The 23,829-nt window shown below is 36.4% G+C and carries 16 protein-coding genes and 1 riboswitch; of the genes, 9 read left to right on the forward strand and 7 right to left on the reverse strand.

Features of this window, described 5'->3' with window-relative positions:
- Window positions 1–317: 317 nt before the first annotated feature.
- The 3 genes from ATE49_RS15320 to ATE49_RS20620 form a co-directional block, all read right to left on the reverse strand.
- Window positions 318–1,187, reverse strand: a complete 870-nt coding sequence (locus tag ATE49_RS15320; protein ID WP_065082847.1) for a hypothetical protein — start codon at window positions 1,185–1,187, stop codon at window positions 318–320.
- A 21-nt stretch (window positions 1,188–1,208) separates the two neighbouring features.
- Complete coding sequence (locus ATE49_RS20430; protein ID WP_065082848.1) at window positions 1,209–2,402, reverse strand: hypothetical protein; 1,194 nt, start codon at window positions 2,400–2,402, stop codon at window positions 1,209–1,211.
- A 492-nt stretch (window positions 2,403–2,894) separates the two neighbouring features.
- A complete protein-coding gene (locus tag ATE49_RS20620; protein WP_233174400.1) occupies window positions 2,895–3,188 on the reverse strand; it encodes a hypothetical protein in 294 nt (97 codons plus the stop codon).
- Window positions 3,189–3,598: 410 nt separating this feature from the next.
- On the opposite strand from ATE49_RS20620, the gene ATE49_RS15340 reads away from it, so the two are divergent.
- The 8 genes from ATE49_RS15340 to ATE49_RS15375 all read left to right on the forward strand — a co-directional run bounded on the left by ATE49_RS15340 (window position 3,599) and on the right by ATE49_RS15375 (window position 14,531).
- A complete protein-coding gene (locus ATE49_RS15340) occupies window positions 3,599–3,775 on the forward strand; it encodes a hypothetical protein (protein WP_155759312.1) in 177 nt (58 codons plus the stop codon).
- A gap of 17 nt (window positions 3,776–3,792) precedes the next feature.
- Window positions 3,793–5,499: an FISUMP domain-containing protein gene (locus tag ATE49_RS15345; protein ID WP_065083180.1), complete on the forward strand. Its 1,707-nt coding sequence runs from the start codon at window positions 3,793–3,795 to the stop codon at window positions 5,497–5,499.
- 186 nt (window positions 5,500–5,685) lie between these two features.
- Window positions 5,686–6,447: a GntR family transcriptional regulator gene (locus tag ATE49_RS15350; protein ID WP_065082851.1), complete on the forward strand. Its 762-nt coding sequence runs from the start codon at window positions 5,686–5,688 to the stop codon at window positions 6,445–6,447.
- A 102-nt stretch (window positions 6,448–6,549) separates the two neighbouring features.
- The gene (locus ATE49_RS15355) at window positions 6,550–9,840 is read left to right on the forward strand and encodes a glycoside hydrolase family 38 C-terminal domain-containing protein (protein WP_065082852.1); all 3,291 of its coding nucleotides are present in this window, start codon (window positions 6,550–6,552) and stop codon (window positions 9,838–9,840) included.
- 360 nt (window positions 9,841–10,200) lie between these two features.
- Window positions 10,201–10,455, forward strand: a complete 255-nt coding sequence (locus tag ATE49_RS15360; protein ID WP_065082853.1) for a hypothetical protein — start codon at window positions 10,201–10,203, stop codon at window positions 10,453–10,455.
- A gap of 4 nt (window positions 10,456–10,459) precedes the next feature.
- Window positions 10,460–11,401, forward strand: a complete 942-nt coding sequence (locus ATE49_RS15365; RefSeq protein WP_065082854.1) for an ROK family protein — start codon at window positions 10,460–10,462, stop codon at window positions 11,399–11,401.
- Between the two features lie 14 nt (window positions 11,402–11,415).
- The gene (locus ATE49_RS15370) at window positions 11,416–13,170 is read left to right on the forward strand and encodes a class I mannose-6-phosphate isomerase (protein ID WP_081278506.1); all 1,755 of its coding nucleotides are present in this window, start codon (window positions 11,416–11,418) and stop codon (window positions 13,168–13,170) included.
- Window positions 13,171–13,175: 5 nt separating this feature from the next.
- Window positions 13,176–14,531, forward strand: a complete 1,356-nt coding sequence (locus ATE49_RS15375) for a sugar porter family MFS transporter (protein WP_233174492.1) — start codon at window positions 13,176–13,178, stop codon at window positions 14,529–14,531.
- A 62-nt stretch (window positions 14,532–14,593) separates the two neighbouring features.
- Here ATE49_RS15375 and ATE49_RS15380 read toward each other — a convergent pair whose 3' ends face one another.
- The 3 genes from ATE49_RS15380 to ATE49_RS15390 form a co-directional block, all read right to left on the reverse strand.
- The gene (locus tag ATE49_RS15380) at window positions 14,594–16,483 is read right to left on the reverse strand and encodes an endonuclease MutS2 (RefSeq protein WP_065082857.1); all 1,890 of its coding nucleotides are present in this window, start codon (window positions 16,481–16,483) and stop codon (window positions 14,594–14,596) included.
- Window positions 16,484–16,825: 342 nt separating this feature from the next.
- Window positions 16,826–18,319: a RagB/SusD family nutrient uptake outer membrane protein gene (locus ATE49_RS15385; RefSeq protein WP_059155939.1), complete on the reverse strand. Its 1,494-nt coding sequence runs from the start codon at window positions 18,317–18,319 to the stop codon at window positions 16,826–16,828.
- Between the two features lie 15 nt (window positions 18,320–18,334).
- Window positions 18,335–21,253, reverse strand: a complete 2,919-nt coding sequence (locus ATE49_RS15390; protein ID WP_065082858.1) for a SusC/RagA family TonB-linked outer membrane protein — start codon at window positions 21,251–21,253, stop codon at window positions 18,335–18,337.
- Between the two features lie 83 nt (window positions 21,254–21,336).
- Window positions 21,337–21,432, reverse strand: a riboswitch (SAM riboswitch).
- A 308-nt stretch (window positions 21,433–21,740) separates the two neighbouring features.
- Here ATE49_RS15390 and ATE49_RS15395 point away from each other — a divergent pair.
- Window positions 21,741–22,151, forward strand: coding sequence for a type II 3-dehydroquinate dehydratase (locus tag ATE49_RS15395; protein WP_059346205.1), 411 nt, complete (start codon window positions 21,741–21,743; stop codon window positions 22,149–22,151).
- An 82-nt stretch (window positions 22,152–22,233) separates the two neighbouring features.
- On the opposite strand, the gene pckA is transcribed toward ATE49_RS15395, so the two are convergent.
- Complete coding sequence (gene pckA, locus ATE49_RS15400) at window positions 22,234–23,817, reverse strand: phosphoenolpyruvate carboxykinase (ATP) (RefSeq protein WP_065082859.1); 1,584 nt, start codon at window positions 23,815–23,817, stop codon at window positions 22,234–22,236.
- Window positions 23,818–23,829: the final 12 nt, after the last annotated feature.

Genomic DNA, 23,829 nt, shown 5'->3' on the forward strand with positions numbered 1-23,829 from the left:
GATGTTTTTTTTAGCCTGTATATAGCTTATGATTTTGTTCCAGTATAGTTTATTAACAATTTGCTATAATGCTAAACATAAAAACTGGGAGAGAACAATACCGAACTAAGAATACAAAGAATGACTTTACACTAATGCAAGCCCTAAATCTGAATCAATCTATATACTATATTACTATATAGCCACCACTTATTAGGTAAAAAAGATTCAGGTGTAGAAGCTGCATATTGTCTTTTATTAGGTATGCCTCAGTTCTTATATACTTACGGCACATACAAAGAAAAAGGCTCAGATTCTAAATCCAAGCCTTTATATAGTTACTTTAGCTCTTCAGCAATCATTACTTTTTCGTTGATTATATTTTGCCAAAGCTTTTTCAGTGGGATTGGAAGTTCAACATGATTGTTATACATTAACTTAGGCTTATATGCAAAATAGAAATCATAAGAACCTCCAACAATACCTTTTTCTGGAATATATACAAAACGATCAATTCCTCTATGCTTATTATATCCATCTTGTGTCCACCACCCATCTAATGTCCAAAATTGGTAGGCTTTGCTTCCTTTTATAGTATATTCTCTGGATAAATAATTACGAAGAGCATAACCATTATCTAACATCTTAATTCTATAATCGTCATTAATATCAAGAGGAAATTCTTGTTTTGGACGTAATTTCTCAAACATCTCTTTCATCTGGACAATACTTACCTTAGAATCAGCTATGTTTATAGTTCCGTATGTTGAAATTATTGGAAATGAATACTCATAGATATTAAACGCTTCGGCTAAACAAACCTCAGCCATATAATAATCTTCTCCTCTTTTTTTTATAATCTTATATTCAAAAGTTTTCTTATCAGGAGTATTATCGTTTAACCAATCTAATATTTTATTTTCAAGTCTTGTTTCTGTCAATATCTTATCTGAAATACTATTATAATCTATTTTTTTCCAACTATCTTTTTTTTCAAAATTAGGTAAAACTGATATTAAAAATAATTTATTGGGATTTATGAATATATTATAAATTTCAATTGTTTTATTAAAATCATATATTCCTTTAGTGTTTAGAGTGTATTCTTTAACTTTAAATTTAACTTTTAGGTTATCTATATTTAATATATTCTGGGAATAAATAGCTAAGCTAAAAAGAATAAGTACTACGGTTATATTTTTTTTCATTGCAAATAATATATTTGTTATTTATGGACAACTTGTACCTTTACTCAAGCCTTTTGATGTATCTCTTTCGTTTTGGTTTAATACGATCTCCGAATCTGATAAATCAGAGAAAATCCCTGCTCTGGCCATTGCTTTAACTATATCTTTAGATAGACTAGGATTGTATGTTGAAATGGCATTTTCTAAAGAATCAATAAAACTTGTAAATCTTGGGTGCCCATCTGTTTGGCTATTATTAATAAATGTAAAACGTTGAGTGACTTCCCCCTTAGAATTAGTAACATCATAACAGTCTATTTTAGGATATTTTTCTTCAAATGATTCTTTACCTAAAACTAATCTTTGATATGATAAATATGCATGTATAACTTCGTGATACATAGTTACTAGAATATACTCTTTAGTTGCAGTTTGTAACATATTAGCATTTAACGAAATTGTCATGCTTAATTTTTGACTTGTTACGTTTCCTTTTCCTACGGTTTCCCCGTCATCAATTGGACTCATATTGGGATCTGCTTTGAAAGTAACATTAATATTTTCATTAACTCCAAAAGTATCCCTCAAAAGCTTAGCAATGTTATTATCTAAATTTGGAAGCTGTTGAGCTACCGCAAACGCACAAGGATATGCTTTTAAATCTGTAATAACAATTTCGTCAACATTTTCAGGAGAAGGCATATCATTTCCACCACCGCCTCCAGGATTATATGCAATACAATTTGCAAATTCTGGACAGCTTCCTCCTTCTTCAGGAGGTCTAACTGTACCTATATCCTCTTTTTTCTTTCTTTTTACCGTAATTACAACCCCTTCAATTTCAGTGTCTGCCATTGGCTTTATTGAAGCACTAAGCCTTATCTGTCTTCGGTTTTGATATCGATCCAATGCATCCTGAAAATCATCTTTATAGTCTTTATACAAGCTACTTTCTGAATTATATGTATAATAACTCATATGAGTTTCCTGTTTGGTGAGAACTGCTTCTACTAAGCCTATTACTTTATTTCCTCTAACCTTTGGATAAATTATTGATTTATCTCCATTTTCTTCTGTAATCATTTCTGTGCGAATATTAAATTCCACATAAGTGTCTCCTTTCTCAAGAGTAAGAGCTAAAGGTCTTTTGTTAATGCTAGCAGTTAGATTATTTATCACAACAGTGTTGTTAAGACCTGATATATTGGTATTTTGCACTTTGTCATATCTTTTCATAAGATAAGCAAAACCATCGATGTAATTAATGACTTTTCCATCCTTTGGAACAAAGACTGCAAAACGTTTGTCTTCTATTTGTTTTTGTGTAACTGCACTATCTTCAGTACGACAAGATGAAAGTAAGGATAAAGTGAAGATTCCCCATAATGGAGCAAAGAGTAATTTTTTTCTAATTTTTTATGATTTTATGTTTTTAATTGGTTAAATATATAATAAAAATTTATAAGCACGTTACGGATTACCATAAATTAATGTAAAATCAGTATTATTTTCTATTCGTATTTAGTAAAACCTTACTATTAGAGGTTTAATATTATAGATGCAATAATTTTATAAAAGGTTAGATAATTATTAAAAATATTGTTTACCATATCTGATAAAGGCTAAAATATGGTTTTAGTAAGTTCTTCTGAACTGGACAGATCAAAACTGGAATAAAATGAGCTTAAATTATGATTCCAAATTTCAATATGATATCAAAGTTTACGCCTATTCAAAGCATCTCTTGTTAAAAAGAGCAGCAATGTTATGTTGCATTAGTTCATAATAATTCCTGCTTACACCTAATAATCCCAGAATCAAATCGTCATCAAAAAGAAATTCGTCTTCTCCATCTATAACAGGGATTCTCTTTGAAATACAACATAAAATATTTTCGTCTTCTTCTAGCCTTTGTTTAGAAACTCGGTTACTTAGCTCTTTTCTCTCGTTACTTAAGTGAACTGTTCCTGTTTCGTGTGTAACTAAAGCATCCTCATAGAAACTGATTGCATACCGAGTCATATGACTGTCCAATATTTTAATCAGATCTCCATTCTTTTCTAAACCAGCTATCTTGTAAGGATCTCCACCATTCTTTTTTATAATTTTCCAGAACTCACGGTGTTCTTTAGAGCTGACAGGATCTGCTTTAGTAACTATAGCCCGTAGAATAGTCTTAGTACTTAGATTAAGATTTAATCAATTAACAGTTATAACAAATTATGAAAATATATTTAGCAATAATCAAAAGGCAAATGAATCACAATTAATACATGACAAACAAATGCCATTAAAACAAAATCGCCAGTAAATACAGTATATCCCTATTAAGTGTTTTTTCTATAAATAAAACATATTATTAATATTTCATTAAAAACATATTTTAATATTTTTATGAAAACAAATCAACATCAACCTACAAAATGAATAATATGAAAGAAGAAACAGAAAAAAAAGATTACCTGTATCCCCAAATCAACGTATGGGTTATAGAGATGGAAGAAGGCATTTCTACAACATCAGCTACCATTCTTCCAGTAAATACTTCCAATCAGATACAAGAAAACTGGAATGAAGGAACAAATGAAACTAATAATGTCCCTTGGTAAACCTAAAAAACGAAAAAATGAAAAAAATTAAACTTTCTAATGTTTTCAGCCTTAGCCTTTCCGCTTTCTTAATTTGGTTTTCGGTTTCCTGCCGGAGTTCTGATACAGATAACAAAACATTAAATGATAATATAGTTGCCATTAATGTAAATCTGGTACAAGATGATTATGAAGATATAGCTAATAAAAATTTTAAGGCTTCATCCAATCAAACTCTTAATTCGGATAATAAAATCCAAAGGCAAACTGTTCCTTTCGGAGGAGGATTTGATCTTGTTGCTGATCTAAAACCTGATGCTTCTTCTCTGAAAAGCATTACACAAGCATCTTTAAGCCCTGTCGCACTTCCCTCACCAATAACAAGGATGATTAAGTTCCGTATAGTTGTATACAATGCATCCGGGCAATATGACTCTTCATATGTCTACAGTGTAAATGCTGGCGGCACTGTCACCCCCGATTCCGGTAATCCCATGAAGCTAAATGGTGGACAGAGCTACACCTTTATTGTCTACTCCTATAACACCAATGCAGACCCTGCAGAAAACCTTGTCGGGTCTAATTTGAGCACAGCAAATATTAATGTTTCAAGCCAATATTTCATGTATTACAAAGCTACAATGACACCAAATGGCAACATGGGAGCACAAAACTATTTAAACGTAATACTGAAACACAGCTTTAGTACTATTACAGTTAATATAGATTCATCACTTACTAATGGCTATAACATCACCAACATCACAGATGCTACTTTAGGCAAAGTATTCCCTAGTGCAACAATAGCTTTAAATACTGGTACGGTTATTTCTACAGGAACTGCCACCACAACATCAGTTCCTTTTCCAACAAACCCCAATTCCAACAATGTCTCAGCAACATCTGTGGTCATAGTAAACAATACAAACAATACAAACGATGGTAGCTTTAATATATCATCCCTTACTGTAGGATCTTTGACCAGCACAAATGTCGCTTTTAATAATCTTACCATACAACCGGGCGTAAGGTACAATATGACCATAAAATTAGTTCCACAAGACGCATTCATATACGATCAGCTTAGCGCTCCGGGCGCTACAATTAAGGCTGCCAGAATCAACGGGAAAGTATGGATGCGTTATAATCTTGGCGTAGACACCAGTGTAAATCCTAATCCTGACTTTACAAATCCGGTCAACGGAAATTTATTCGGAAATTATTATCAATGGGGACGATCCGGAACATTAGCTAATGGTAATTCAGGGCCAGGAGCTATAAATGGCTGGGACAATACAGCAGTTCCGCCTGCCAATTCATGGAATACAGGAACAGAAACAACTCCGATAAGAACAACTAACGACCCCTGTCCAGAGAACTACCGCGTACCAACGATAACCGAATTTCAGGATCTGATAGCTTCAACAACTCAGAGTAACGTAAATGATTCCAGTTGGGATAATGGTTCAGCTACAAATTACACTTCAATAAAAGTCTTCACCAGTAAAAGAGATAAAAATATTATACTGAGCTTTCCGGCTACAGGTTTTCGGGATTATGTAAACGGAGCTCTTTCTAATGCTTCTTTACGCGGTACCATAGGAATTTACTGGGCATCTTCTACACCTACATTCTCTCCCTCCAACTACAAAAACATGCAGTTATACAAGTCTACAATAAGTACAACTTCAGGAGCCTATAACCAAAATTTTGGAGAAAATATACGCTGTATCAGAACTTACTAAAATCATATCCCAATAAAAAATATTCAGATGATATAAAAATTATACTTTAAAAATAGGGCCCCTTGAGAAGTTTCTTGGGGCTTTTTATTAATCTACATAATATTTATTCTTACCGGATTATTATAAAGCAGAAAAAAAATATACATTGGGAACAAATATTTTCTATCTTCGTACTTTCTTATATGTATGAACATACTAGCTAAAAACTTTATAATTGATCACAACAGCAAACTGCCTTTACATGTACAGGTAGAAGAACTTTTTCGTAAGCTAATCAAAATGGAAGTTTATAAAAAGGGAGCTTTGTTACCAAAAGAAGTAGATCTAGCTAACCTTTGGGGGGTATCTCGGAACACCATCCGCCAGGCAACAAACAAACTGGAGCACGAAGGCCTCATTATACGTAAAAAAGGGGTAGGCACACGTGTTGCGGAAAAGAAAAGCCTTGTAACCGGACTAGATCATTGGTATAGTTTTACCAGAGAAATGCAGGAGAAAGGAATCAATGTTATCAATCAGTTATTAAAGACAGAGGAAATACAGCCTAATGAAGAAATCTGCAATTTCTTCAGCATTGCGCAAGATAAAAAAATATTCAAGCTCTCTAAACTAAAAGGAGAAAACTCAGGAGACCCTATTGTTTACTTTGAAAGTTATTTTCATCCAAGAATCGGAGTCAATAAAAATGATGATTTTGATATGCCACTATACAGTATGCTTCAGGATCATTTCGGAGTTATAGTAGACCGCTCACGCGAAAACATAAGCGCCTGCCATGCTGGTGCTGTAATAGGAAAAAAGCTAAAGGTACCCGCTACTTTTCCTTTATTAAAAAGAGAACGCTTTGTTTATGATATAAACGGAAAGCCTGTAGAATATAATGTAGGCTACTACCGTTCTGACAAATTCACCTATACCATAGATATAAATAAGTCTATGGAAAGTTGATTTTATTTTTTTAGCTTTTAATATGTTCAAACATTCTAACATATAACCATAAAAATGAAGCTCATGTATTACAGGTATTTTCTTTTGCTAATGTCCTTCTGTATGACAGGCAATTTTATTTATGCCCAAAAAAAGGTTCCGTATTTTGGCAATATAAATGCTATAAACGGATATGAAAATGAAATAAGCGGTGAGAATATTGATTATTTTTCTGCATTTCCGGATCATGCAACCCGTGCATTGCTCACAAGAACAACGGACGGAGCAAAAATAATAGAATGGGAGACCGCTAAAGTCCCTCAAAAAAGCTCCGCCCCGTATGTATATTTTAACTGGCTGGTATCACATTCTTCAGGCAGTAGTGGCGGAGTCCGCAATTTTGATTTGTACATAAACGATCAAAAAGCACTTACCCTTAGTACCTATCCTGCGAACCAGCATCCGACATGGATTTCCAAAGCTGCAGACAGTACTGCTTTTGTTTTTAATCAGACCAAAATGGACGGACTGAAAGACTCATATGGTATTGCCTACCTAAGAGTTCCTATAAATAAAGTAACACCCGGCAAACCTCTTCGATTAAAACTGGTAGGGCAGGCACAAAACAGCAGAGACTGGTTCATGACTTATAAATTTACTTTTCAGGAAAAAATGGATGCAAGCGCAACTCCGTTCATCCTGAAAGATGGTAAACGGCTAATTAATCTCACTACACTGCATTTCGGTCCGGAAGAGAAAATCACTGCAAAAATTGACAACAAGGAGAGTTTTTCTTTTACAATGCCAGATGGTATTAAAACATTTGACATTCCGGTAACGCTTTCACAAACCGGAGGCAATGTACAACTAACTGTAACCTCAGGAAAAAAAGAGCTTCTGCGCAAAACTATACAGGCAGGCACCATTGTTCCACGTACTTTATATTTCATTCATCATTCTCATACTGATGTAGGATATTCCCATTTACAGGCAGAAGTGGAAAAGATTCATACCAAAAATATTTATGATGCATTGAAGATGATTGATGAAACCCGAAATCTTCCTGAAGAAGCTCGTTTTAAATGGAATGTAGAAGCACTTTGGGATGTAGAGAATTTTATGCAAAAGGCTACACCCGAAGATAAAAAGGCTTTTGTAAAAGCTGTAAAAGAAGGAGGAATCGGACTTTCTGCTATGTATGGTAATATACTGACAGGACTTAGCCAGCCGGAAGAGCTATTCCATTACACTGAATATGCGCAGAAGCTGGAGAAAGAGTATGGCCTTAAGATCAACAGTGCAATGATGTCTGACGTTCCGGGTTTTGCATGGTCTCTAGTTCCTGCGCTAACCACTTCAGGTGTAAAATATTTTTCCAGTGGCCCCAATTATCTAGGGAAAACAAATCCTTACCTGGGTGATCGTGTTGGGAATTTTGTGAAAAACTGGGGAGATAAGCCTGTATGGTGGCAGTCTCCTTCAGGAAAAGAAAAAATATTATTCTGGACAGCAGGAAGAGGTTACTCATCATGGCATGGTATTCATCCCGGAGCGGTATTCGAAACTGGCCAGAAAAAAATTGCAGAATACCTCGATGATCTTACCCGAACCAATTACCCATATGATATTGTACAATGGCGCTACAATATTGTATCGGACAATGGACCTATCGACCCTTCAATATCAAAGTTTGTAGATGAATGGAATAAAAAATATACTTCTCCAAAAATTGTACTGAGCACTAACGAGAATATGTTTGAAGTATTTGAGAAAAAATACGGTGACCAACTTCCAGTTGTAAAAGGCGACATCAGTCCACATTGGGAAGATGGTGCAATGTCTACAGCTAAAGAAGAAGGAATAAACAGAAACAGCGGACTGAAGCTACAGCAGCTAACCACTCTTTATTCCATGCTTAATCCCCGCCTGTACAACAGCCAGCGTTTTTATGATGCATGGAGGAATGTAATTCTTTTTCATGAACACACATGGGGAGCTTTCAATAGCATTACAGCTCCTGACCTACCATTTGTTACCGATCAATGGAAGGTAAAAAGACAATTTTCACTTGACGGAAATTCTCTTACCAATCAATTGGAAAAAGATTTATTACAACCTCTGACTAATCCGGGTTCTAAAAAGATTGAGGTTTTCAATACTTCCTCCTGGATACGTAGCGGAGTTGTAACTATTCCTGCAGCAGCAGAAGGCAATAGTGTCCAAGATGCAGCAGGCAACAAAATACCATTACAAAAGCTGGAAAATGGTACAATGGTATTTATGGCTAACAATATTCCGGCATTGGGCACAGCCGTCTATACTATTATTAAAAATAAAACATTAGCAACCTCACCGTTTGTAGTTACCAACAATAGTGTATCAAACGGAAAAATTGCACTGACATGGGATAATAAAACAGGAAGCATTACCCATTTTACAGATAATGGTGCAACTAATTATGCAGGAAGCTATAACAATCAGGGGCTGAACAGTTACTGGTATGTACCGGGACCTGATCCCAATGAAGCCAAATCAAATACTGAAGTACATACAAAAATATTGGAAAACGGTGCAGTAATGGTAAAAGTTTTATTAACCGCAGAAGCCCCCGGAGCTAACAAATTAGAGAGAATCATCACCTTATATAAAGATAGCGATGAAGCATTATTAGAGAATATTGTAGACAAAAAACCCATCCGAACTAAGGAGTCTGTCCATTTTGGATTTCCGTTCAATTCCGGTTTCAAAAATATTACTGCTGATGCCGGTTATGGTATTATGAAATACCTTACCGATCAACTACCGGGATCTAATATGGATTACTGGTATAGCCGCCGCTGGGTAGATGCATCTTCAGGACAGAAAGGAATTCAGTGGATGATGATAGAAACACCACTAACAGAAGCTGCAGAAATGATAGATGAAAGAATGCTTATTGATAATAGTCATAAGAAATGGAAAGATAAGGGCACTCCCGGAACTACTAACTGGTTTAGCTATGCGATGAACAATTACTGGCATACCAACTACAAAGCAGATCAGGAAGGCCCTGTACATTACCGCTACGCACTCCGTCCTCACGATACTTTTAATTCTGTGGAGAATGAAAAGTATGCAGCCGCATTCACGCAACCTCTTATCGCCATTCCTGTAAACTACAAAGCAGATATCAAAGGAAGTCTTTTCCACATGAAGAATGATAAAATCGTAGTGACTAGCATAACTCCTCAGGACGATCAAAGTTTTATCATAAGGCTTTATAATCCGGATGAAAAAGAGCAGACAACCACATTTACATGGGAAAGATTAAAACCATCTAAGCTGATTTATAATAAAACAGGAAAAGAAATATCCATAAACGATTCAATTAGTCTAAATAGTATGGATGTAACTGAAATAAAGGCAATTCAATAAATAAGATATTCTAAACAGCATTGTATACAGTCAGAAACGATATCAAAATTTATTACAGCTATCAATGTGTGGATAAAAGGAATCAAAACAGTGCAGATATATACATAGTATGATACTGGCTTACCTACCTGATACCATATAATTCTGTACAAACCTATCCCATACAAAGCAAATTGTGGATAAACTGTTAAGAAATATAAAAACCCCCATAACAAAGGGATAATTCAATAATATTTATTCACCAAATGCTGTGGATAAGCATATAAAAAGCCCCCTTTTGTGGATAAAAATGTAAAGTTCTGCTGTATAAATAAGAGCTATGGCTTATATCAGAATTAGCAACTTTCAGAGGTAAAGAAAGTGACAAAAATCAAAAAGAGAATTTCAGACAAAAATATAGTCCCGGTTTCTTATCTGAACATGATATCCGGCAAAAAATATCCCGTTTGGAATTCTCATACAGGAGAAATTGTGGATAAACTGGGCCGGTATCAGGAAATCCGCTATATAAACATACCAGAGCTTATTTTTTATTCACCAAATATTGTGGATAAACCTGTGGAAACAGCCCCTTTTGTGGATAAAAAACAGCGTTATTTTGTAAATAAAAACTAAAAAAATGTCAAAACCAGTTATTGCCATAGACATGGGCGGCACCAAAATAAAAATTGGAATTGTTCATCAAGATACTATTCTGGCATCAGCTTCTATAGATGCTTATTCAGGAGAAGGTCTTAGACCAAGACTACCCCTTATAAAAGAAATTGTGGATAAACTATTGAAAAGAACAGGAACCCCCATTACAAGCGTATCGGGGCTCGGTATTTCTTCACCAGGAATTGTTGATAACCATAGAAAAAGGATACTATCTGTGGATAAAAAATTCAGCGATGCACCGGGCATAAATCTGGAAGAATGGTGCTTATTAACATTCGGAATTCCATTTTTCATAGAAAATGATGCCCGCTCCGCTCTTCTCGGAGAATGGAAATATGGAAACGCAAAAGATGCTGATAATGTTATACTGATGACACTAGGTACAGGAATAGGAAGTGCAGCGGTCACAGAAGGTCAATTACTAAGAGGCAAACACTTCACCGCAGGTATCATGGGCGGACACTTTGTTATCAATTATAAAGGCAGCCTGTGTAATTGCGGAAATAAGGGCTGTGTAGAAACAGAAGCTTCTACCTGGAATATTACCAACATTGCAAAATCCGAAAAGGGTTTTACAAAAAGCAGGCTGGCAGATTTTCCGGTAATTGATTACGAACTTATCTTCAGACTAGCAGGAGAAGGAGATGCCACATCCATATATCTACGGGACCAAAGCCTGCAGGCATGGTCAGCTTCTGCCATCAACCTCATCCATGCATATGACCCAGAGATACTGGTACTCACTGGCGGGATTATGGCAAGCAGTGCCCACATTATTCCTTATATCAGAAAGCAGGTTGAAACCCATGCATGGACTCCTTGGGGAAAAGTTGATATCAGAGAAGGGAAATTCCCTGCAACGGCGGCATTGCTTGGCATTGCCCACATAGTAAATAATGGATAAATAAAAGAATGCACATGAAATCAAATTTTAATAAATTTCCTGTTATCAAAATACAAGAACACATCTGTATAAGCGGATGGGAAAATATTGCCGAAGAAATTAAAACATATGCACCTAAAGTAATAGCTATTGAATGCTATTCCGGTGTATATACTGAAGAAATCAATACTTCATTACAGGAGCTACTAAAACCGGAATTAATAATAAACACCATAGAGGCTATGAAACCGGAAAGCGAAATTTCTGCACTGGTAGAGCCTTTTGTGACAGACGACCCTGTATTTGGTAATTTAACATCATTGGAGTTGGAAAACTATTTTGATATCTCCAAAATAAGTAATCTTCGCAACCGTATAGCTGCTACCGAGGGTCTTATAATTGTTACCGGTCCTGGAGCTACGTTAATAGCCCGACAGGCAGATCTATGCATATATGCAGACATGCCACGATGGGAAATACAATTGCGTTACCGCAAAGATACTGCCTGCAACCTAGGTAAAACTAATTACACCGACTCTTTCGCCTATAAATATAAGCATGCATATTTCGTAGACTGGCGCGTATGCGACCGCTACAAAAAACGAATATTGAGTAACTGCCAACTCTTTCTGGACACAACCAAACCTCATCAGCCTCAAATGATAAGTACAGATACTTTATATGATGCTATGCAAGAGACCATAAAACGTCCATTCAGAGTCATTCCGTTCTTTGATCCTGGTCCATGGGGAGGACAATGGCTGAAAGAAGTCTGCGATCTGGACAGAAGCCTGCCCAACTATGCATGGGGATTCGATTGTGTTCCGGAAGAAAATAGTCTCTTGTTAGGGTTCGGTGATCAGATAGTGGAAATACCATCTGTAAATCTGGTATTTTTCCAACCGGAAGCTTTATTAGGAAAACAAGTATACAAAGGGTTTGGTGATGAATTCCCTATCCGTTTCGATTTTCTGGACACTATGGAAGGAGGCAATCTCAGCCTGCAGGTACACCCCCTAAAAGAGTATATCAAAGAAAAATTTGGGATGTCTTATACACAGGATGAAAGCTATTATATACTAGATGCCGGAGAAGATTCTTTTGTGTACCTTGGATTAAAAGAAAATATTAATCCCGATGAGATGCTGAAAGATCTGGAAGCTGCCCAAAACGACAATATAATTTTCGATGCAGAACAGTATGTACAGAAATGGAATGTTCAAAAACATGATCATGTATCCATACCTGCTGGAACAATACATTGCTCGGGAGCAAACACTGTTGTTTTAGAAATTAGTGCCACCCCCTACATTTTCACATTCAAGCTATGGGATTGGGGCCGCATGGGACTTGATGGCAAACCGCGTCCAATATCTTTGGAACACGGTAAAAATGTAATACAGTGGGATCGTACAACATCGTGGACAAAAGAGAATATACTAAACCTTACAGAATCTGTTTCTGACGGAGACGGATGGCGGGAAGAGCGTACAGGATTGGATGCTTTATCTTTCATAGAAACCAGAAGGCATTGGTTTACTAAAAAGATAGTTCACCATACCGAAGGTGTAGTCAACGTTATTAATCTTATAGAAGGCAGAGAGGTTATTATAGAAAGCCCTGACAACAGCTTCGAACCATACATTATCCATTATGCAGAAACATTCATAGTACCGGCAAATATTGGCACTTACACCATAACACCATATGGAGAAAGTGCCGGTCAGGAATGCGCAACAATAAAAGCAAGCATACGTACAAATATGATTGCAGAAAAAGTTTTAAAATAAACGATATGCAATCAGCAGTTAATTCAGGTGTTATTTACAAAGCAACTCTTGTAGCTTCTGTCGGCGGATTATTATTTGGCTACGATACCGCTGTAATATCAGGTGCCATAGGTTTTATGCGCAGCTTTTACCAGCTTTCAGATATTATGACAGGCTGGGTAGCCTCCTGTGCATTATTAGGCTGCATCGCAGGAGCTATGTATTCTGGCAAACTTAGTGATCGTGCAGGGCGAAAAAAAGTTCTGATGTTGTCAGCAGTTCTCTTTACTATTTCTTCTATTGGTACAGCAATAGCTCCAAATCTTTGGTTCTTTGTTCTGTTCCGTATTATAGGAGGAATGGGTATAGGCATTGCATCAATGCTTTCCCCTATGTATATTTCCGAAATGGCTCCGGCTTCAGTAAGAGGTCGATTAATTTCTGTTTTTCAGCTTGGGATTGTTACCGGAATTCTTGTTATTTATTTTGTAAACGCATACATTGCAGGTATACATAATGAAGCCTGGAATATTTCTACAGGATGGCGGTGGATGTTTGGCTCCGGCGTTATTCCTTCTGTAATTTTTATACTGTTATTACTAACTGTACCCGAAAGTCCGCGTTGGCTTGCCAGCCAAAAGAAACATTCTGAAGCTATGACAATTCTCAGCCAGATCAATGGTAACACAGCTGCACAACAGGAACTCGACTCTATTAACGAATCACTGAAGGATGAAGCACCTTTTTCTTTAGCCTCACTAAAAGGATCTAAACTAAAAAAGGCACTGATTACCGGTATATTATTAGCTGTATTTTCACAATTTACAGGAATCAATGCTATAATGTATTATGCGCCGGAGATTTTTAAATCAACGGGTACAGGTAGGGATTCCGCATTTATACAAACCATAATGGTAGGCGTTATTAACGTTGCTTTCACTCTCATTGCAATAAAATACGTAGACTCTTGGGGGCGAAAAAAGCTATTACTCTCAGGTATTTCTGGTATGACCGTATGTCTTTTTATTGTAGGTCTCGCATTTTATACACAGCAGCAGGGCTATCTGGTGCTTATTGCAATACTGGGTTATATCGCCTTTTTTGCAATGTCACTTGGACCGTTAACATTTGTCGTGATTGCAGAAATTTTCCCCACAAAATCTCGGGCAACAGCAATGTCTATCGCCACTTTTTTTCTGTGGCTGGCTGTATTTCTTGTATCCCAAACCTTTCCCATTCTAATAGGATCTATAGGCAGTGCTTATACTTTCTGGCTATACACCCTTATCTCCATACTTGCCTTTCTATTCATTCGAAAAAGCATTCCCGAAACTAAAGGCAAAACACTGGAAGAAATAGAAACAAGCTGGACAAAGGAATAAGATTATAAAATAAAAACCAGAGAACATTAGTCCTCTGGTTTTTCCTAATATCAGATATCTTATTATTCATAACGGATCAGACGTTCACACTTGACTATACTTTTTATAGCCCCAAATACAACTATAGCCTGTTTACCTTTTATATCCAAAACAGTTCCTATAGCCGCCTGACCTTCCAACTTTACTTTATCTCCAATTCCAACAACAGAAACTTCTGCAATAGTTTCGTTCGCTTTATTTTCATTTAAAGTTTTTCGTACACAATTACTATACGATCGCTCTTCAGCCACCTCTGTTTCATCTCTTTTTTTCTCCCAATAAAGTCTATCTCTTACTATTGACTGCAGGAGATTATCCATATTAACAAACTCCGTTCCTATTCTTTCTGCCGAATCTATAATAATATCTTCGGGAAGTCCTGTTTTTCGTGCTACTTCAATCGCAAATGAGCTTCCCGGGCTTCCTATGGCCAATTTGTACAAAGGATTCATTTCTTCAACATCATACAACATCGCTCCATTAACAATACCTTTAGTTTCATAGGCAAACCTTTTCAGATTCTGAAAGTGCGTTGTAATAAGTCCAAAACTGTGCTTACGGTTGAATCTTTCCAACAATGTCTCAGCAATAGCCCCACCTATTTGAGGTTCCGTTCCACTTCCAAACTCATCTATCAGCAAAAGTGTTTTATCATCATTATGTTCCACGAAGAATTTCATATTCTTCAGATGCGAAGTATAAGTACTGAGACTGTTTTCTATACTTTGCCCATCTCCTATATCCATAAAAATATGGTCAAAAATCCCTGCATACGAATCAGCTCTAACCGGAATTAACAATCCACACTGAAGCATATACTGAAGCAATGCTGCTGTTTTTAGACACAAGGACTTCCCTCCCGCATTAACACCTGATACTACAAGTATTCTGTTTTCCTGGTTCAGGACAATATCTAATGGGACAGCTTTTTTATTCTGCTGTCTCAGCGTGATATTGAGTAATGGGTGCACAGCCTGTATCCAATTCACCTGCTGCTTATTTTCAAAAACAGGCTTTACAGCATTAATACGTGCAGAAAATAAGGCTTTTGCTCTGATAAAATCTATAGTCCCCAGAAAATCATATGATATCAACAGATCCGCAACTTCTGGCCTTAGCATATTGGTAAACTCTGTTAGTATCCTTATAACCTCCCTGCGTTCATCGGCTTCCAGCTCTTTAAGCCTGTTTGTAGCCTCTACTACTGGTTCAGGCTCTATATACACAGTTCTACCACTTCCAGAATCTCCCCTTACCTCACCTTTTATTCTTCTTTTATAGGATGCATTTACAGGAATCACAAAATAACCATTACGCATATCTGAGGATATTTCTTTTGAAACAATACCTTGTGACTGTGCGCTGCGAATAGCTGCCTGCATCTTTCTCGTAATATCTTTAGCTGCCTCTGCTTTATTCTTACGGATGTCTGCCAGCAGATGTGAAGCATTATCTTTTATACGTCCGGATTTGTCCATTATAGAATATGTTTTTTCTACAAATTGTGGAAACGTTTTTATTTTTCCGCTCATAGCATGAAGCATCGGATATTTAAGACTGCCATCTGACGCTCTGAAATTATTTAAAAACGCTGTAATACGATCAATAGTCACAAGAGAATTTCCAAGTCCGGAAACATCCTCCTCCGACAACCATACTGCCGGGTCTTCGTCTATATTAATCAAGGCTTGCCGCAGATCTAAATAGTTATCTTCCGGAAAATCTTCTTTATTCTGTATAATCTGCAAAAATTCATGCGTCTGTTCCAGCCATTCTGAAACTGCAGTGTAATCGGATGAAAAAGCCATTGATTCTACTTTCTCCACTCCAAGTACACTGTGGCATTTTTCTATAATAAATTCTCGGATTGTATTAATTCCTATTTTTTCTTCAAAATTATCCGGGTAAATCATAATCTCATAAAGTTTAATAATACCGGTTTTCTCATCAGAATCTGATAAGTCGATATATGATTGATAAAAAGTATGTGTTAAATAAAACTGAGATTTCCCATATTACGACAGGGTATAATGATAGTACAGACATTATTGTCTGCAAACATCCCTTAGTAACTTCAGATACTAATTCGTAATATGGTATTTACGCGGAAAGAAAATACATGATACAGTATATTCCGATATTATTGAAGCAACAAAATTATTCTTTTAGCTTCACAATTCCAAATCAGATAGTTACAAAAAATTCCGGGAATAATAATTCCCGGAATCCGATTTAAAAGTAAAGTAAGATAATAATTAAAGATTAGGATTGCTTTCCGTTTCTTTTTGTGGTATTGGGAATATATAATAGCGACTATTAGGCACAAATTCACTTTTATCGGGGAAAGTAAATACAGAATGCCCTCTTGCATCTACCTCTTTTACTGTACCATCAGGTGTAGTCACTTTAACTTTTATAGGCTTTCCATCGGCAGTTGTATAAGGATTTCTTACAACTTTTCCTTGAGTACGGATAATATCGGATAATGAAAACCCTTCACCAAATAATTCTTTTCTTCTTTCAATCAGTACTTCTTTTAGAACCGCTTCTGCATTCAGACTTCCGTTATAAAGATTTGCTTTTCTGGCAGCCTTTAGAAGATTCAGATTCACTACTGCTTCAGATGCATTTCCTGATCTTGCATAGCCTTCTGCTGCGATCAGGTACATTTCGGCAGATCTCATGTACACAATATCAGCAATTAAATTCGGTTTAAATTTGAACTTTTTATATCTCAGCAGGCCTTCACGTCCTTTTAGTCCATCCCATTCGAACAACTGATATCTTATATCATTTGTATCAAATAAGTCTTTAAAGAACGGGTCTGCCATAAAGCTATAATAGTAACTACCGGAAGAAGATACATCCAGATAGTGGAATGCATAACTTTCACCTGATTGCTCTTGCGTTTGTCCATGTCCCCAGATCCACTCGGAGTTGCCAATATCGTTGAAACCTTCTGAATATTTTTCGGTTGGCATAAAAGTATACCCTGTTCTTGCTGTATTTGCAGCATCAGCAGCTTTCAGCCATTCTCCTGTATTCAGGTAAGTTCTTGCTAAAAGTCCATTAACAACAGACAGGTCAATCTTATCTTTGTTATTTCGCTTATAGCTTTTCAATAAATTTTTAGCATCCAAAAGGTCACTTTTTATCAGGGCATAAAGCTCTTCAAGACTCGCTCTTTTATTACCTACCGAATTAATAGTGGCCGGCTGAGTATAAATTGGTACTGTTAAAGCTGTTTTGTCTTTTTGATAGCTATACTGATAAAAACTTGCCAGATTAAGATAACAAAAAGCTCTGAAAGCTTTTGCCTGTCCTTTTACCTGATCTTTCTTTTCCTGTGAGCCTTCTATATTATCTATTCTGCTCAGCACATTATTCATGTTGTTTATTGCAGAATAAAACAGATTCCAAACAAATAAAGTACGCGATCCGGTATTATTTACAAGATCTGTAAATGCATATGCAGAGTTGAATCCATATTTATTAGTCAGTACCGCAACATCACTCCCCATTGCATCACTTGCGCGAAGTACCGTAGAGTAGCCAATATTGGCATATGTTGTTCCGTCATCATTAAATTTTGCCCAGGCTCCGTTAACTACCGTTTCGGCATTCTCTGCAGTTTTAAAAACCTCTTCTTCATTAGCCTGGTTAGTAGGTGCTGTTTCCAGCTCTCTTTCACAACTTATAAAAACAGAAGCTGCAAAAGCCAGAAACAATGTATATTTTATTTTTGTCATGTTCTTTATTTTTAATTAAAATGTTGCCTGTAATCCGAAAGTCACTGTTCTCATTGCCGGATATCTGTAATAGGTTGTTCCGTCAACTGTCTGTTCAGGATCCATTCCTTTGTGTCCGTAGAATGTTAATAAATTCTCACCCTGCAGATAAATTCTGAATCTCTGAAGTCCCAGATTAGCGAAAGTATCTTTTGGCAATGTATAACCTACACTTACATTTTTAAGTCTTGCATACGTACCGGAATAAAGGAATCTGGTTGATGTAGACGTCCAGTTATTGGTTGTGGTACTAAGCGCAGGAACATCTGTATTTCTATTCTCGGGCGTCCATCTGTTCAGTATCTCTTCACCCCAAGCTCTTCCTGCAGAATTTCCGTTGGTCAATAACATTGTATAGTCGCTATCCAGGATTTTCCCACCGATACTATATGATAATAATGCAGAGAAATCGAAGTTTTTATAGGTTATAGATGTACTAATACCTCCTATCCATTTAGGCAGCGAAGAGCCTTGCAGCATTTTGGTTGCTTTGGAATACTCAGAAGTTGTTCCCTCTACCGTATTTCCGTTAGCATCTGTCGTTTGTGTTTTCCATAATGGAGCTCCGTTGTTAGGGTCTACTCCTGCCCATGTCGGAATAAAGAAGTCATATACAGATCCTCCTACCTGAAGTAGTTTTGTCCCACTAACAATAGAACCTTTTGGTAATTTTGTAATCTTATTCTTTGTAGTAGTAGCATTAATATCTAAATCCCAACGGAAGTTTTCTGTTTTTACAGGTGTCGTCTGCAGACTGATCTCGAATCCGGTATTCTGCAACTCACCAATATTATCGGAATAACCATTGAATCCTACAGATGGTGCCAATGGCATTGTAAATAATAAATCTTTACTCTGTCTTTTAAAGTACTCTACATTACCTCTGATTCGGTTATTCAGGATAGCAAATTCTAATCCTACATTCAGATTCAGGTTAGTTTCCCATTTTAAATCCGGCGTTGGTAATCTGCTTGCCACAGTCCCTCCTTCACCAAGGTTATTATAAAATGCATATAAACTCTGATATGCATATAATGTACTTAACCCATCATTACCTTGCCCTCCATAACTGGCACGCAATGTCAACTGATCAAAAAAGTTCAGGTTCTTTACAAAGTCTTCACTCGAAAGTTTCCAGGATCCACCAACCGACCAGAATGTTCCCCAACGATTTTTAGGAGAAAACCTTGAAGATCCGTCTGCTCTTACTGATCCCGCCAAGAAATATTTATTCTGATAATCGTATTCCACTTTACCTAGGAAACTTAATAATGATCTTTTATCACTATTTCCACTAAATCCACCTAACAGCGCTGCAGCATCCGGTTCATAATATCCCGGCAGAGAGAACTGGCTTCTGTTACCTGAAATAATCTGATACTCATACTGGTAAAATTCTTGTCCTGCCAATACATTAAAATGATGCTGCCCAAATTTCTTATCGTAGGTTAAAATATTACTGGTTGTATAAGAAAGTGTTCTGTCACTACTTTTGGAAACAGACCCACCAGTTTCTTTTCCTTGTCCTAAAAGCAGATTGGTGTAATAATGTGTATTAAGACTTACCAAATCTACAGACAAGCTTGATTTGAATCTAAGTTCCGGAAGGAAAATAAATTCTAAGAATCCTTTACCAGAGAAATTATCAATTTTTCTTTCATTTTTATCCAGAGGGAGTGTTGCTGCTGCGTTCTGATTCTGCAAAGCACTGGTAGGTCTATATTTACCAAAATCGTATATTCTGTTTCCATTTTTATCCAAAACATAGCTTCCATTTTCATTCCTTTCATAATAAGGATAGAATGAAGGGACTACTCTTGCAGCATTTATAACATTATCTGTTCTGGAATCCGATGCAGGTGGCGCCTGCTGAAGTGTATTAACATAGCTTAAGTTGGCTCCGGCGTTCAGCCAGCTTTTCACTTGTGAGTTTACTTTTAATCTCGCACTGTATCTTTTGAACCCGGATTCTATAGCCATCCCTTTCTCATCTAAATAACCCAGAGAGAAGAAATAGTTTCCTTTTTCGTTACCTCCACTTAAGTCTAAATCTACCTGACTTCTGGATGCAGTTCTTTGTAAGACATCGCGCCAGTCATCATTCCATAAAGCAGTAGCCCCCGGTAACAACTTACCATCCAGACCAACCGGTTTAGGATAATCAGGACCGTATGGATTAATCCCCAAACTGGAAATAAGATTGTCTGTTGCCATCTGTGCAGCCTGGCTCTGAGAAATTTTAGGAGATACATAACCGTTTCTTAAAGCTTCCCAGTATAACTGAAAATACTGATCTGTATTTACCTGTTTATAATCTTTTACAGCTCTCCCGGAAAATCCCTGGCTGATATTGAAGTTAATTTTAGACTCTCCTTTTTTTCCGGATTTAGTCGTAATTACAATAATTCCATTTGCACCTCTGGAACCATATAGTGCACTTGCTGTTGCATCTTTTAGCACACTGATGGATTCTACATCATTAGGATTTATAGCATTTATATTTCCATCGTAAGGAATACCGTCTACTACATAAAGCGGAGAACTGGATGCGCTTATAGAGCCAATTCCTCTAATTCTTATCGCCGCTGTTTCACCGGGTTGTCCTGATGCACTTACAGCCTGCAATCCAGGAACCTGTCCTTCTAAAGCTTTGGTAATATTGGTAATTGGTCTGGTTTCAATTTTGCTTCCGGAAACTGTTGCAACAGATCCTGTATAGCTGGACCTTTTTGCTTTTCCATAAGCAACAACTACTACTTCATCAATTTCTTTTTCCCGAAGAGAGTCTTTCTTCCCTTTTGTATTCTGACCATAAATCCCCGAAACTCCCAGGAAGAATACCGCTACCCCTATCGGTATTCTAATATTAGCTTCTATTGCTGACTTTCTAAGCATATTTATATTTTTTAATTATCTATCAAAAAAATTCCCTTTGCATAATAGACAGCAAAGGGCATTTATAAATATAAAATACCTATTGCTTATCTTTCCTTTAAGGCTGAATGTAACACCTTGCATCGAGCAGGTTGTCAAGATATCATCGGGTCAGTTCCCTCCACCTTTCTTTATAAGCTGGGTTATAATTATGCGACAAAGCTATAAACATAATATCTATCAAACAAGTAGATTTTTAGATTTGTTAAGAATTTTTAACAAGATTGAAATTGAAAAATTCATAAAATACTGTTAAATAAAGCAATGAGGAAAATTCAATAAAATTGAAAACTGATAAATATCATATAAAATAAATATTTAACAAACGATTGTTAGTTATAAATAAATACAGCGTATTATTTATAGTTAATTTCTTCTTTTTGGCATCATTAACATATAATAGATCTTGGATTTTGGTTGTTTTTGTAAAAACATCTAAATTTATCCTATGAAAATATTAATCGTCAACGGCCCGAACCTAAACCTTTTGGGAACAAGGGAGCCTGAAATATATGGAACTACCTCTATGGAGGATTACCTACAAGTACTTAGACAAGAATTTGTTCAGGATGATATCTTGTATTACCAATCAAATATTGAAGGAGAGCTTATCAACAAAATACAAGAAGATGATTTCGATGCTCTTGTTGTTAACTTCGGAGCTTTCACCCATTACTCTTATGCTTTAGCTGACTGCCTTAAAAATATTCGAAAACCTAAAATAGAAGTTCATATCAGCAATATATACAAGCGTGAGGAATTCCGTCAGAAATCGGTAACGGCAACATATACTGATGCAATTCTTTCAGGATTTGGAATGAAGGGATACAGACTGGCTTTATTGCACTTGCTCCACTAAGGACACCTACTTTTACAAATACAAACAAAAAAAATCCTCAGTTAAAATTAACTGAGGATTCTTAACTTAAGAAAAGTTTATCTTAAATCACTTCTGCTTCTTTTCTTGGAGCTCCTGCTAAGATGCTTTCATCTTTAATATCATCGAATCTTTCGAAGTTTTTATGGAAAGCTGATGCCAAAGATCTTGCTTTCTCAATATAGGCATCGTAAGAATCCCAGCTGTTTTCCGGCAGTAACATAGACTCATCGGAAACCCCCTCACATGATACAGGAATCTGTACCTTAAAGATAGGACTTTCTTTGTAATCTACATTATTTAATTTACCATCTAATGCAGCAGAGATAAGAGCTCTTGTATCTTTAAGGCTCATACGCTTCATTTTACCGTTGAAACCAGTATTAACCAACCATACTTTCGCATCTGCACTTTTTATTTTTTCAGATAGCATTTTCCCATACTCAGTTGGGTGAAGAGGCATAAATGCGGCACCAAAACATACAGAGAATGTAGTTTGCGGCTCTGTTACACCAACCTCAGTACCTGCAACTTTGGAAGTATATCCTGAAATAAAGTGGTATGCTGCCTGTTCCGGAGTAAGCCTAGAGATCGGAGGCAATACACCAAAGGCATCAAATGTCAGAAAGAAAATATTTTTAGGATTCTTTCCGATAGAAGGAACCTGAATATTGTTAATAAAATCAATCGGATAACTTACACGTGTATTAGGCGTAATGCTGTCGTTTGTATAATCTGCCTCACCATTCTCATCAAAAAATACATTTTCAAGAATAGCACCTGGCTTGATTGCGCCATAGATATCTGGTTCTTTCTCTGCAGAAAGGTCAATAGCTTTAGCATAACATCCACCTTCAATGTTGAATACAGTATTATCCGGAGTCCATCCATGTTCATCATCACCGATTAGCTTTCTGTTTGGATCTGCTGAAAGAGTTGTTTTACCAGTACCTGACAAACCGAAGAAAATAGCTGTTTCTCCATCTGCTCCGGCATTAGCTGAACAGTGCATTGGCAATACATTCTGTTGAACAGGAAGTGTAAAGTTAAGTGCAGAGAAAATACCTTTTTTCATTTCTCCGGTATAAGCAGAGCCACCAATAAGAGCAATTTTTCTCTTGAAATTAAGAATAGAGAAATTATGTTGTCTTGTTCCGTCTCTTTCCGGATCTGCTTTAAAACTTGGTATACAAAGAATCAACCAGTCTGTTTCACCAAAAGATTCAAGTTCATCTACTGTAGGGCGGATAAACATATTGTATACAAACTGATTAGACCAAGGAAATTCGGTAACTGCAGTAATTTTTACCTGGTAGCGCTTATCTGCAACAGCAAACGCTTCTCTTGCATATAAAGGAATCTCGGAAGCATATTCTGCAACTCTGTCATATAATGCATCAAATTTTTCACTGTCAAAAGGAAGGTTTACTTTTCCATCCCACCATACTCTGTCTGCAGTAACTTCATCTTTTACGATGAATCTGTCTTTAGGAGAACGTCCTGTAAATTCTCCTGTGTTAATTGCTAAAGCGCCAGATTTTGCAACAAAACCCTGTTTGAGATTAACAGTTTCCTGTACCAGTTCTTCTGGAGACAATTGCCATTTAACATTGTCATTTTTAATTCCGAATTTTTCTAATGATCTCATTACTTTACTTTT

It is taken from the genome of Elizabethkingia miricola, from assembly GCF_001675285.1.
Classification (GTDB): Bacteria; Bacteroidota; Bacteroidia; order Flavobacteriales; family Weeksellaceae; genus Elizabethkingia; species Elizabethkingia miricola.